Below are 13,150 nucleotides of genomic sequence, written 5' to 3'. Positions count from 1 at the left end.
CTGCAATGTATTCATGGCCCAAAATTCACGCTTCGTAATGATTCGGCGGGGAATCTCGGTAAAGGGCATCGAGCTCGCGGACGATGACTCGAACGATGTCAGGCGTCAGAAACTGGCTCGAATCATCCTCGACTCGATGTACCAGTTTCTCGGCTTGCTGGACGTCGAAGGTAACGTGATCGAAATCAACCAGGCCGCGCTTGACGGCGCCGGGGTCAAGCTGGAAGAAGTGGTCTCCAGACCCTTCTGGGAAGCACGCTGGTGGGCTTCGTCGGAAGAGGCCCGCAGCCGCGTGCGCTCGATGGTTGCGGAAGCCGCAACGGGAAGATTCGTGCGCTGCGACATCGAGGTCTACGGTGAATCCAGAGGCAGCCGGACGATCGTCGTCGATTTCTCCCTGACGCCCATTTTCGACGACGCCGGCCGGGTCGCGTTCCTGCTGCCCGAGGGACGCAACATTTCGGAGAAGATCGCCATCGAGGCGGAGCTGACCCGCCGTAACAACGAAGTGCATGCGGCGATGGAAAAGCTGCTCGAGATCGACGGCTTCAAGACCAAATTCTTCGCCAATGTCAGTCACGAACTGAGAACGCCGCTGACCTTGATCCTCGGGCCGGTCAACCAGTTACTGCAGTCCTCGAGCAAAATCCCGGAGCGTGAGCATTTCCGCTTGTTGACCATCAAGCGGAACGCCCAGGCGCTCCTTCAGCAGGTCAACGACCTGCTTGACCTCGCCCGCATCGACGCGGGGGAAATGCCTCTGGTGTACTCGTGCACCGATATCGCCGGTCTGGCGCGCGAGGTGGCCGACGGTTTCGGGGGCGCCGCGGAAGAGCGCAGAATCAGCCTGTCGTTTGCGGGTGAGGAGGCGCTCTACGCCGATGTCGACCGGGCGAAATTCGTTCGGGTCGTGACCAATCTGCTCTCGAACGCTTTTAAATTCACCCCGCCAGGGGGACGGATTCGCTGTTCGGTCGAGCGCTTGCCCGGGGAACGGGTCCTGCTCAGCATCCAGGATAGTGGCCCCGGGGTCCCCAATCATCTGAAACGCCCCATCTTCGATCGATACGCGCAGGGGGCGGACGAGCTTTCGTCCAAAGGCAGCGGCCTCGGACTCAATATCGTGAAGGAATTCGTGGAACTGCATCGCGGCACGATCTCGGTACTGGACGCGCCCGAGCGTGGTGCATTGTTCCAGGTCGAACTTCCGCTGCACGCACCGCCTGGCGCCTTCGTCAGGGCGCGCGATGCGGGCTGGGTGCCCGCGCTGCAGCCCGTCGAATTGTCCCGCCATTGCGAGTTGCCGAGACTCCCCCAAAAAGCGGGTAATCCACGCATTCTGGTCGTCGAAGATAATCCGGACGTTCGCCAGTTCCTGTACGACGTACTGGGCGATGACTATCAAGTGACGCTCGCCGAGAATGGCGAAGTCGCGCTCAATCTCGTTTTCGCCAATCCCCCCGATCTCATCATCACCGACCTGATGATGCCGGAAATGGATGGCGAACGATTCGTTCACGAGCTGCGCAGTCGGCAGACCTCCCACATCCCCGTGCTGGTGCTGTCGGCTCGTGCCGACGATGCGTTGCGCGAGACGCTGCTCGAGGAGTCCGTGCAGGATTACCTGACCAAGCCCTTCTCGCCCCAGGAGCTGCGTGCTCGCGTGCGCAACCTGGTCACGGTCAAGCGTACGGTCGACATTCTCCAGAAGGAGCTCAATTCGCAGGCTTCGGACATCAGTGAATTGACGAATGGATTGATCGCCAGCCGCAAGTCGCTGCAGGAAGGCATGCGCGCCCTGCAGATCTCCGAGCGCCGCTGGCTGGGTTTTTATGAAAACACGGCAGTCGGCATTGCCCTGGTCGATTCCGACGGCAAGATCATGAAGGCCAATCCTGCGCTGCAACAGATGCTTGGCTATGGCCCAAAGGAGATATTGGACGTTTCACTCGTCGACCTCAGCGAAGCTTCGGAGCGCGCGACGACGCGGGACAACGTGTTCAGTCTGCTGCAGGGCCGGCGCGGCAGCTACCAGCTACAGAAGCGCTACGAGCGCAAGGACGGCAGCTTCCTGTGGTCCAAGGTCTGCGCATCGGTCATTCCGGCCGTTGACCTGGAAGGGCCAAGGATCGCCGTGATCGTCGAGGACCTTTCAGCGCAGAAGGCTGCCGAGGATGCGCTCGCGGCAACACAGGCCGACCTCGCCCGCGTCTCGCGCTTGACGACGATGGGAGAACTTGTCGCCTCGATTGCCCATGAGGTGAATCAGCCGCTGGCCGCCATCGTGACCAACAGCCACGCCGCACTTCGCTGGCTGGAGCGTGATGAGCCGAATTACGAGGAAGTCGTCGCCGCGCTGCAGCGCGTGCATCGTGACGCAGCGCACGCCGGCAACGTCATTACCCGTATCCGCGGCTTCCTGAAGAAGGAGGGTTTGAAACGCGAGCGGGTGGACATTCCCGGGATGATCGATGCACTCATCCAGATGCTGCAACGGATACTGATGCAGGCGGATATCCGTGTGACCGTACGTATCGCCCCCCAACTTCCCGAGCTGTGGGGCGATCAGGTGCAATTGCAGCAGGTGCTGCTGAACCTGCTGGTCAATGCCATCGACGCCATGCGCAATCAGGGCGGGCGCGCTCGGCGCATCGTCGTCGAGGTGCAGGAGCCCCCCATCGGAGGCATTCTCTTTTCGGTGGAAGATTCCGGGCCGGGCGTGCCGGCCGAGCTTGCGGCGTCGATTTTCGAGCCGTTCCACTCGACGAAGAGCGATGGTCTGGGAATGGGGTTGGCGATCAGCAGAACGATCGTGGAGAACCACGGCGGTACGCTGTGGCTCGATGCCTCGAACGCGGAAGGGTCGCGCTTCGCTTTCCGCGTCCCGGTGAAATTGTCATGAAGACTGCGGCGAGTACCACCCCCACGGTTTATGTCGTCGATGACGACGTTTCGATCCGCGAATCCCTGAGCAGCCTGATCCGGGCGGAAGGCATGATGGTCGAGGTGTTTGCGTCGCCGCTCGATTTCCTGGCGATCGAGCGTCTCAAGGACTTCGCGTGCGTAGTGCTGGATGTCCGCATGCCCGGCCTCGACGGTTTGTCGCTACAGGACGAACTGGCGCATCGTGGCTGGGAGGTCCCGATCATCTTCATCACGGGGCATGGCGACGTACCGGATGCTGTTCGGGCCATGAGGGCGGGCGCGATCGATTTCCTGAAGAAGCCTTTCGAGGATTTCGCCCTGCTGCATGCGATCACCTCCGCGCTTTCCCGCGTAAGCAGTACGTTTCACGAAAAACTCGAAATCGCGGAATTGCAGGCGCGCTACGACCAGCTGACACCGCGCGAGAAAGAAGTTCTCGTCATGGCCACCAAAGGCAGGGCGAACAAGGTCATCGCCCTTGATCTGGGAATTTCGGAGAGCACGGTCAAGGTCCATCGCCACAACGTCATGAGCAAGATGCAGTTCCGCTCGTTACCGGAACTGGCGCTCGCATTGCAGCGCTTGAAACCGGAGAGTCACTAGCTTTTCCGGAAGTAATGCGCCTGCACGACCGCGCGCAGTTGGCGGGGGGTGTCGACTTTCCGCACGCAGCAGAACGCGGGCGCGCGTAACTGCCGAACTCGGGCACCACGGCAGATTCAACCGCGGCTTATGTGCCCTGACGTACAGACCGCGCTCGTGGATACGCACATCCTGCATGAACCCGCTGCCCGGCACCGTCCCCGCAGCGGCTCCGAAAGGCCAACCAAGCAACAAGGAGATCAGCATGAACAAGGATCAAGTCAAGGGCCGGATCAAGGAAGCCACGGGCAAGGTGAAGGAAGTCACCGGCAAGGTCGTCGGCAATCAAAGTCTGGAAGCAGAAGGCAAGGTCGACCAGGTGGTCGGCGAGGTCCAGTCCGACTTTGGCGACGTCAAGGAAGACATCAAGGACGCCGTCAAGAAGCCTGCTTGACACCACGCCGATCGAGCCCATGCCGATCGACCCCATGCACCGCCAGGAGATGAGATGAATTACGAAGAACGCGACAACTACGGGATGTACAAAGCCATCGCCCCGGCCACGCTGGGGCCCGACATGGAGACCGGGCCAGGTCCGCACCTGATGGGTGCAGACACCTTGATCGGCAACGAGGTGGTGAACCACAACGACGAGAACGTGGGCGAAATCAAGGAGATCATGCTGGAAGTGCAGACCGGGCGCGTCTCATACGCCGTGCTGTCCTTCGGCGGATTCCTGGGGATGGGCGAAAAGCTCTTCGCCGTTCCGTGGAGCGCCTTGAAGCTCGACACCGAGAACAAGCGTTTCGTGCTGAACGTCGACAAGGAGCGTCTCGACGAGGCCCCCGGCTTCGACAAGGGCAAATGGCCGAACATGGCGGACCCCGCGTGGACGAGCACGATCCATTCGTACTATGGCACCCAGCCGCATCGGGATGACCCGACCGCCTGAGTGCACGTCGAGAACCCTGCCCCCCAGTCCGAATCACGCGACGGGGGGCACTTCCGTCTTCGAGGAGGCAAGCCGCCATGTTGATCACGTTCAAATCGAGTGCCAGCAGTAATGTGCTTATGTTCGAGACTGCCGCGAAGGATTTCCTGCGCTGCATCGGCAAGGCGCCGGACGAGGCGACCGGGATCATCACGGTCGAGCAGCTTCCGGCCGCCATCGACAGCGTCAGGATGGCTATGGCTGCCGACAAGACCGAGCCGCGCAGATCGGACGATACCGCCAGCAAGGACGGGACCGGCACGAAAGGGGCCGGCGAGATAGGGACAGGGACCCGCGAGACGGGAGCCGGCGAAGACGACGAACCGGTCAGCTTCGCCCAGCGTGCGCTGCCGATGCTCGAGCTTCTCGAGCGCGCGCGGGCTGAAGGCGTGCCCGTGGTCTGGGGGGTTTAGCCCGCTCGGGAGAGACCGCATATCGAATTCACCGCCCAAGGAGACACGATCATCAAGAACCCCAACCTCATCCTCTTGCCGGGACTGCTCAACGACGCGAGCCTGTTCGAGCAACAAGCCGACGCGCTGGCAGACGTTGCCGGCATCACGATCGCAGACCTTACCGGTGCTGACACGATCGGCCAGCTTGCCACCGACACCCTCGCCGCAGCGCCGGACGGACAGTTCGTGCTCGTCGGCCTTTCGATGGGCGGTTACGTCGCCCTCGAAATCATGCGTCAGGCCCCGGAGCGCGTCCGTGCCCTGGTCCTCATGAGCACGAGCGCGCACCCCGAGACACGCGAAGCCACCGCCGCGCGCGAGAAGCTCATCAAGCTCGCCGAAACGCAATTCCAGACGGTCATCGAAACCCTGCTGACGCGCATGGCGCACCCCGATCATGCACGCACACCCGAGGTAGGCGGCATGTTTCAGTCATCCGCAAACGGTCTGGGGAAAGAGGTCTTCGTGCGTCAGGAGCGCGCCATCATCGGCCGCATCGACAGCCGCCCCAGCCTCGCCCGCATCAAGTGTCCGACCCTGGTGATCTGCGGCCGGGAGGACGAGATCACGCCACCCGCCGTGCACGAAGAACTGGTCGCAGCGATACCCGGCGCGAAACTGGAGATCATCGAGAACTGCGGCCACCTTTCGCCGCTCGAGCAGCCCGAACAGGTCACCGAGATCCTGCGCAACTGGCTGCGCGCACTGCCGGGTTGAAGGAGGGCAGAGCCACCCGCCAGCAGGTCACGAGGAGCGCGCTTCCCGAGGTCCGCCGTTTTCCCCGCCGATTCCTGCAGCTCGGAGGTGTTGACCTGCCATATCGCCAGCTCGCGTCACACGACGGCGCCGAACAGCGCGCCAACACCCGCGGTCATCGCCATCGCCAGTGCGCCCCAGAAGCTCACGCGCCACGCGCCGGCGACCTTCCCCGCGCCGCCCACGTGCGCGGCCGCGGCGCCGAGAACGGCCAGGAAGGCAAGCGAGGTCCCGGACACCCAGGGAATAAGGCCCTGCATCGAGGCCACGACGCTCACGCCCAGCGGCAGCGCCGCCCCGACTGCGAAGCTGGCGGCAGAGGCGAGCGCGGCCTGGACCGGGCGCGCGCCGAGCGTGTCGGTGATGCCGAGCTCGTCGCGCGCGTGGGCGCCGAGCGCATCGTGCGCCATCAGTTGCGCGGCCACCTGCTGCGCCAGTTCGGGCTGAAGTCCGCGCCCGACATAGATCGATGCCAGCTCGCGACGTTCGGCGGCTGGATCCGAATCGAGCTCGTCCTGCTCGCGCGCCAGGTCGGCCTGCTCGGTATCGGCCTGGGAATGCACGGACACGTACTCGCCCGCGGCCATCGACATCGCGCCGGCGACCAGCCCGGCCACCCCTGCCACCAGCACACTCTCCTTGCTCGGCCCGGCCGCGGCAACGCCGACCAGCAGGCTGGCGGTGGAAACGATGCCATCATTGGCCCCGAGTACACTGGCCCGCAGCCAGCCGATGCGATCGCTACGGTGGCGTTCAAGGTGGCGAGACAGTGATCTCATCGCTACGCTCCCAAAGAGGTTCGGCTCAGTCAGCCGCAATCATCGTCGTTGGCAGCGCGCCCGGCGACCAGGCCTTCGGTGTTCGTCGCAACGAACGTGCTGCTTTCGACATCCCAGGCCCCGGCATGCCCAGCGGGTACATTGCCAAAACGCCTTTCATTTTCTATCAATCAGTATTGCATTCTGGCTGCATGCATCTGTTCGCCAGCGCACCTCCGCCCGGAACACAGCACGGCGCGCACAGCGCGCAACAACCGAGGAGACCAGGATGAGCGACCCATTGCCACCGGCTACCGGCGAGAACCGCATCCTCGCCGCGCTTCCGGTCAACGAGCGCGCGCGACTGATGGAGGACCTCGAGCTGGTCACCCTGAAGCTCGGCCACGTGCTCTACGAACCGGGAGAGGTGCTCAGCTTCGCTTACTTCCCGACCTCCTGCATCGTGTCCAAGGTGTTCACCACCGAGGACGGCTCCACCGCCGAGGTGGCCATGACCGGCAAGGATGGCCTGGTCGGCATTGCGCTCGTGCTCGGTGGCGGCACCTCCACGCACAAGGCGGTGGTCCAGTGCGCAGGCACGGCCTGGCGGCTGCGCGCCGAGGTGATGACCTGGGAACTCGAGCAGCACGGCCATCTGCAACGCCTGGCGCTGTGTTACACCCAGGCGCTGATGACGCAGATGGCGCAGAGCGTGGTGTGCAACCGCCATCACGCGGTGGATCAGCAGTTGTGCCGCTGGCTGCTGCTGAGCCTGGACCAGCTGCCCGACAATCAGCTCAACATGACCCAGGAGCTGATCGCCAACATGCTCGGCGTGCGCCGCGAGGCCGTCACCGAGGCGGCGGGCAAGCTGCAGGCCGCCGGGCTCATCCAGTACCGGCGCGGACAGATCACGGTCACCGACCGCCCCGGCCTCGAAGCGCGCGTTTGCGAGTGCTACGGCGTCGTCAGCGCCGAATACGAGCGCCTGTTTCACCTCCCGCAGGCGATCCTGCCCGGCGACCGCGCGCGGCCCAATCCCGCCACCCTGCGCAAACGGGCCGAAGCGCGACTGGAAACGGAAAAAGCCGACAGGGCCGCGACATCGGACGCAGCGTCGGACCCGCAATGGCAGCAAGCAAGGCTGCTGCACGAACTCGAAGTGCACCAGATCGAGCTCGAGATGAGCAACGAGGCCCTGCGTCAGGCCTATGACGAGGCCGATGCGCTGCACCGCAAATACGCCGACCTTTACGACTTCTCACCCATTGCGTATTTCACGCTGGATGCGCTGGGCGTGATCGTCCAGTTCAACCTGGCCGGGGCAATCCTGCTCGACATTCCGCGCTCGCAGACACGGCCTCACCGCTTCGCCGCATTCGTGAAGCCCGAGTTCCTGCCCGTCTTCAATCGTTATCTCGAGGAGATGCTGCGCGGCAAGTGCAGGCGAAGCTGCGAGCTCGTGCTGCTTGCCACCGCCCATCGCCCGGAACGGCCGGTGCGCATCCAGGCCGTTGCCGATGAGAGCGGTCAGGAATGCCAGATGGCGGTGATCGACATCGCGGCGTGCACGCAATCGGTGCATCATGGACGCCGTCACACGGATCCCGAGTATCAGGCAGTCAATGACCACACAGTCCAAGCGCCCGCGCGCGACCCCGCACTCAAAGTCGCCACCCTCTCCAGCCGCCACGGCAGCCGCTGAGTCGCCGCGCGGCACGCCCACCAGCGCCTTTCCGATCGTCGGCATCGGTGCGTCGGCGGGCGGCCTCGAGGCGCTCGAGCAGTTCCTGGGCAGCGTGCCGCCCAACTCCGGCCTCGCCTACGTGGTTGTCCAGCATCTGGACCCCAACTACAAGGGCATGATCGTGGAGTTGCTGCAGCGCGCCGCCGCCATCCCGGTCGCCCAGGCCGAAGACGGCATGAAGGTCGAGCCCGACCACGTCTATGTGATCCCGCCCAACTGCGATCTGTCGATCCTGCACGGCGTGCTCTACCTGCTCGAGCCGGCCGCCCCGCGCGGACTGCGCCTGCCGATCGATTTCTTCTTCCGCGCGCTCGCCGACGACCTGCAGGCGCGCAGCATCGGCGTGATCCTGTCGGGCATGGGCTCGGACGGCATGCTGGGTCTGCGCGCGATCAAGGAAAAAGCGGGGGCGGTGTTCGTCCAGGCCCCCGCCTCGGCCAAGTTCGACGGCATGCCGCGCAGCGCGGTCGATGATGGCCAGGCAGACGTCGTGGCCAGCGCGGCCGAACTGCCGGCCCGCATCATGAGCTATCTGCAGCACCTGCCCACCCTCGACGAACGGCAGGTCGACGCAGCGTTGGACGCCAACCAGAGTGGCCTGGATAAGGTCCTGGTGCTGCTGCGAGCCCGCACCGGCCACGATTTCTCGCTCTACAAGAAGAGCACGCTCTACCGGCGCATCGAGCGCCGCATGGGACTGCACCAGATCCCCCACATCAGCGCCTATGTGCGCTACCTGCGCGACAACCCCCAGGAAGCCGAGCTCCTCTTCAAGGAACTGCTCATCGGCGTCACCCGCTTCTTTCGCGACCCCGAGGTCTGGAAGCAACTGCGCACCGACGTCCTGCCGGCGCTGCTCGCCACCCACCCCGAGGGCAGCGTGCTGCGGGCGTGGACGGCCGGCTGCTCCTCCGGCGAGGAGGCCTACTCGCTCGCCATCACCTTTCGCGAGGTACTGAGGGACCTCACGCCCCCGGCACGCTATGGCCTGCAGATCTTCGCCACCGACCTCGACCATGACGCCATCGACAAGGCGCGCACCGGGAGCTATCCCGCTAACATCGCCGCCGACGTCGGCGAGGAGCGCCTGAGGCATTACTTCGTACAGGACGAGCGCGGTTATCGGGTGAGCAACGAGATCCGCGAAATGGTCATCTTCGCGCCGCAGAACCTGGTGATGGACCCACCCTTCACCCGGCTGGACCTGCTGAGTTGCCGCAACCTGCTGATCTATCTCGAAGGCGAGCTGCAGAAGAAGCTGCTGCCGCTGTTCCATTACAGCCTCAAGCCGGGTGGCATCCTGATCCTGGGCAGCGCGGAGACGATTGGCGACGCGAGCGATCTGTTCGCCCCGCTGCCTGGACGGACTCGCCTGTACCGCCGTCGGGATCAGGACACGCGCACCGATCTGGCGGACTTTCCGACGGCTTTTGGACAATCGCGCGGCTCCATGACGGTGGCGACGGGTGCAATCACGGACAGCGAGCCCTCGCCAATGTCGGCCCCCAGCCTGCAGGCGCTCACCGAAGCCCAGCTTCTGCTGCACCACTGCCCGCCGGCGGTGCTGCTCAATGAAAAAGGGGACATCGCGTACATCAGCGGCAAGACCGGAAAATACCTGGAGCCGGCCGCCGGCAAGGCCAACCTGAACATCTTCGCCATGGCGCGCGAGGGCCTGAGCGGCGCCGTGCATTCGGGCTTCGCCAAGGCGCTGCGCCAGAAGGCCACCGTGTCGCTCAAGTCACTGCGAGTCGGCACCAACGGCGGCACACAGTACGTTGACGTGACGCTGCAGCCGATGACCGCACCCGGTACCGCGCGCGACATGGTGCTGGTCGTGTTCAAGGACGTCGCCGGGCCCAACACCGCGCCCGTGGTCGCGGCGGCCGATCACCTGAGCGCGCATCGCGCCCGGCTGAGTGCGGCAGAAGAGGAACTCAAGCAGTGCCGCGACGAGCTGCACATCACCCGCGAGGAGATGCAGAGCTCGCAGGAAGAGCTCAAGGCCGCGAACGAGGAGTTGCAGTCCACCAACGAGGAACTGCAGAGCACGAACGAGGAGCTGACCACCTCCAAGGAGGAGATGCAGTCGATGAACGAGGAGCTGCAGACGGTCAACCACGAGCTGCAGGCCAAGGTGGACGAGCTGTCGCAGGCCAGCGACGACATGAAGAACCTGCTCAACAGCACCGACATCGCCACCCTCTTCCTCGACGACGACCTCAAGGTGCGCCGCTTCACGGACCAGACCACGAGCATCATCAAGCTCATTCCGGGCGACGCCGGCCGCCCCGTCACCGACCTCGTCACCGAGCTGGACTACGCCGGGCTGGCCGACGACGTGCGCGAGGTGCTGCGCTCGCTGATCTTTCACGAATGCCATGTACCTGCACGCGACGGGCGCTGGTTCGCGGTGCGCATCATGCCGTACCGCACCCAGGACAACCGCATCGACGGGGTGGTGATCACCTTCGTCGACATCACCCTGGCCAAGACTCAGGAAGACACACTGCGCGAAGCGCTCGAGGCGCTGCAGGGCCGTTTTGCCGAGCAGAGCGAAGAACTGGACCGCTCTCGAACCCTTGAAGCCGTGCTGACGAAGGCACAGGACATTCTGGAGCTGCGACTTGCCCGAACCACAAGATAGCGACGCCGCAGCGCGTCTGCGCTTGCGCGCAGAGCGGCGGCTGCAGCGCCTCGCACGCACCGTCAAGGCCACCAGCGCGGCGCCGGGCGTGCTCGACAACGAGCGCCTGCTACATGAGCTCCAGGTCCATCAGATCGAGCTCGAGATGCAGAACGAGGACTTGCGCACCTCGCGCGCGCAGGTCGAGGCGGCGCTCAAGCGCTACACCGAACTCTATGATTTTTCTCCGCTGGCCTACTTCACCCTCGATCGCATCGGGACGGTCCTGCAGACGAACCTTGCCGGTGCAAAACTGCTCGGCGTGGAGCGCACCCGCCTCGGCCACACGCGGCTGGGTGCCTTCCTGGCCGCCCAGGACCTGCCCGCGCTGAATGCCTTTCTCGACGAGGTGTTCGGTTCACGGCCCGCATCCGCTCGTGAGCTGCGCCTGGCCGGCGACCATGAGCCGCCCCGGTTCGTGAGCATCGAGGCCACCCTGGCACCGGACGCACTCAGTTGCAACGCGGTCGTGACCGACATCAGCGCAGCCAAGGTGGCGAACGCCAGGCTGCAACTGGCCGCCAGCGTGTTCTCGCATGCCCGCGAAGGCATTGTCATCATCGATCCGGCGGGCAGGATCCTCGACGTGAATGCGGCCTTCACCCACATCACGGGCTACCAGCGCGATGAAGTGGTGGGGCGAGCGCCCAGCCTGCTCAACAGCGGTCGCCAGGGCGCCGCGTTCTATGCCGAGATGGAGAAGACCCTCGCGCGTGACGGGCAGTGGTCCGGCGAGATATGGAGGCGCCGCAAGAGCGGCGAGGAATACCTCGAGGCGACCACCATCAGCACGGTCAGGGGGGTGGACGGACACACCGTGAACTACGTCGCCCTGTTCACCGACATCACCAAGGTCAAGGCACAGCAACAGCAGCTCGAACACATCGCGCATTACGACCCACTCACCAACCTCCCCAACCGTGTGCTGCTCGCCGACCGCCTGCAGCACGCCATGATCCAGTGTCAGCGCCGCGGCCGCGCGCTCGCCGTGGCCTATCTCGACCTCGACGGCTTCAAGGAGGTGAACGACCGGCACGGACACAGCGTGGGTGACGACCTTCTGGTCACCCTTGCAAACCGCATGAAGCTTGCCCTGCGCGAAGGCGATACGCTGGCCCGCATCGGGGGCGACGAGTTTGTCGCCGTGCTGGTCGACCTCGCGCACTTGCAGGACTCCACGCCCGTGCTCGCCCGCCTGCTGCAGGCGGCCTCGGCACCGGTCTCCATCGCAGGCGCGGCGCTGCAGGTGTCTGCCAGCATCGGTGTGACGATTTATCCGGAAGACGTATCCGACGCCGAACAACTGCTGCGTCACGCCGACCAGGCGATGTACCAGGCCAAGCAGGCTGGCCGTAACCGCTACCACGTATTCGACATACACCAGGACGTCGAGCAGCAAAGCCGCCACGAGAACATCGCACGCATTCGCCTCGCCCTGACGCAGCAGGAATTCGTGCTGTACTACCAGCCCAAGATCAACAAGCGCACGGGGGGGGTGATCGGACTCGAGGCGCTCATCCGCTGGCAACATCCCGAGCGCGGGCTGCTGCTGCCCGCCGCGTTCCTGCCGACCATCGAGGGCCATCCGCTGACCGTGGAAATCGGCGAATGGGTCGTCAATACGGCACTGGCGCAGATGAGCGCCTGGCACGCCAGCGGCGCAGACATGGCGGTCAGCGTCAACATCGACGCGTATCAATTGCAGAAAGCTGATTTCGTCACCCGCCTTGCCGCGATGCTCGCCGCCCACCCTGAACTCGAGCATCGCCACCTCGAGCTCGAGGTGCTGGAGACCAGCGCGCTCGAGAACATGGGCCAGGTTTCCGACATCATGCAAGCCTGCCACGCGCTGGGCGTGCGCTTCGCGCTCGATGATTTCGGCACGGGCTACTCCTCCCTGACCTACCTCAAGCACCTTCCTGCCGACCTCCTCAAGATCGACCAGAGCTTCGTCTCCGGGATGCTCGAAGATGCCGATGACCGCGCGATCGTGGAAGGCGTGATCGGGCTGGTGCGCGCGTTCCGCCGCGAGGTCATTGCCGAAGGCGTGGAAACATCGGCCCATGGCGAGCTGTTGCTCAAGCTGGGGTGCGAACTGGCGCAGGGCTACGGCATCGCCCGGCCCATGCCGGCCGCCGAGGTGCCCGCCTGGGTCATGCACTGGAAGCAGAAATGGGCGGGCCTGCCCCGCCCCATCCTGCCCCGCTCCATGCCACTCGATACTCCAGTCTGAGACCGCAACCGCGCGCG

General features: G+C 64.5%; 10 protein-coding genes. 9 read left to right on the top strand and 1 reads right to left on the bottom strand.

All coding sequences use genetic code 11. The features are described from left to right. Window positions 1–13: 13 nt before the first annotated feature. The 6 genes from RBT54_RS02360 (at window position 14) to RBT54_RS02335 (ending at window position 5,670) form a co-directional block, all read left to right on the top strand. Window positions 14–2,902: an ATP-binding protein gene (locus RBT54_RS02360; RefSeq protein ID WP_320363719.1), complete on the top strand. Its 2,889-nt coding sequence runs from the start codon at window positions 14–16 to the stop codon at window positions 2,900–2,902. Next, a complete protein-coding gene (locus RBT54_RS02355; protein ID WP_320363717.1) occupies window positions 2,899–3,528 on the top strand; it encodes a response regulator transcription factor in 630 nt (209 codons plus the stop codon). Before RBT54_RS02360 ends, RBT54_RS02355 begins: the two co-directional genes overlap by 4 nt. Before the next feature lie 244 nt (window positions 3,529–3,772). Beyond that, window positions 3,773–3,961, top strand: a complete 189-nt coding sequence (locus tag RBT54_RS02350; RefSeq protein WP_320363715.1) for a CsbD family protein — start codon at window positions 3,773–3,775, stop codon at window positions 3,959–3,961. A 54-nt stretch (window positions 3,962–4,015) separates the two neighbouring features. Continuing rightward, entirely contained in the window at window positions 4,016–4,459 is a 444-nt protein-coding gene (locus RBT54_RS02345) for a PRC-barrel domain-containing protein (RefSeq protein WP_320363713.1), read from the top strand. Window positions 4,460–4,536: 77 nt separating this feature from the next. Next, complete coding sequence (locus tag RBT54_RS02340; RefSeq protein ID WP_320363711.1) at window positions 4,537–4,911, top strand: DUF1840 domain-containing protein; 375 nt, start codon at window positions 4,537–4,539, stop codon at window positions 4,909–4,911. Between the two features lie 75 nt (window positions 4,912–4,986). Next, window positions 4,987–5,670 carry an alpha/beta fold hydrolase gene (locus tag RBT54_RS02335; RefSeq protein WP_320363709.1) on the top strand — a complete coding sequence of 228 codons (684 nt, stop codon included), beginning with the start codon at window positions 4,987–4,989 and terminating at the stop codon, window positions 5,668–5,670. A 116-nt stretch (window positions 5,671–5,786) separates the two neighbouring features. Here the strand turns inward: RBT54_RS02335 and RBT54_RS02330 are convergent, their stop codons facing one another. Continuing rightward, window positions 5,787–6,488, bottom strand: coding sequence for a VIT family protein (locus RBT54_RS02330; protein ID WP_320363707.1), 702 nt, complete (start codon window positions 6,486–6,488; stop codon window positions 5,787–5,789). 268 nt (window positions 6,489–6,756) lie between these two features. Here RBT54_RS02330 and RBT54_RS02325 point away from each other — a divergent pair, with 268 nt between their 5' ends. The 3 genes from RBT54_RS02325 to RBT54_RS02315 are packed head-to-tail and all read left to right on the top strand — an operon-like array spanning window position 6,757 to window position 13,133. After that, window positions 6,757–8,172 (top strand): Crp/Fnr family transcriptional regulator, encoded by a 1,416-nt coding sequence (locus tag RBT54_RS02325; protein WP_320363705.1) that lies wholly within the window; start codon window positions 6,757–6,759, stop codon window positions 8,170–8,172. Next, entirely contained in the window at window positions 8,093–10,861 is a 2,769-nt protein-coding gene (locus tag RBT54_RS02320) for a chemotaxis protein CheB (protein ID WP_320363703.1), read from the top strand. Before RBT54_RS02325 ends, RBT54_RS02320 begins: the two co-directional genes overlap by 80 nt. Further along, window positions 10,842–13,133, top strand: a complete 2,292-nt coding sequence (locus RBT54_RS02315) for a putative bifunctional diguanylate cyclase/phosphodiesterase (RefSeq protein WP_320363701.1) — start codon at window positions 10,842–10,844, stop codon at window positions 13,131–13,133. The genes RBT54_RS02320 and RBT54_RS02315 overlap by 20 nt, the downstream gene beginning before the upstream one ends. Window positions 13,134–13,150 lie beyond the last annotated feature (17 nt).

Origin of the sequence: Thauera sp. (genome assembly GCF_034003485.1) — a bacterium.
Classification (GTDB): Bacteria; Pseudomonadota; Gammaproteobacteria; order Burkholderiales; family Rhodocyclaceae; genus Thauera.
This window is presented reverse-complemented; position numbering and strand designations above follow the sequence as displayed.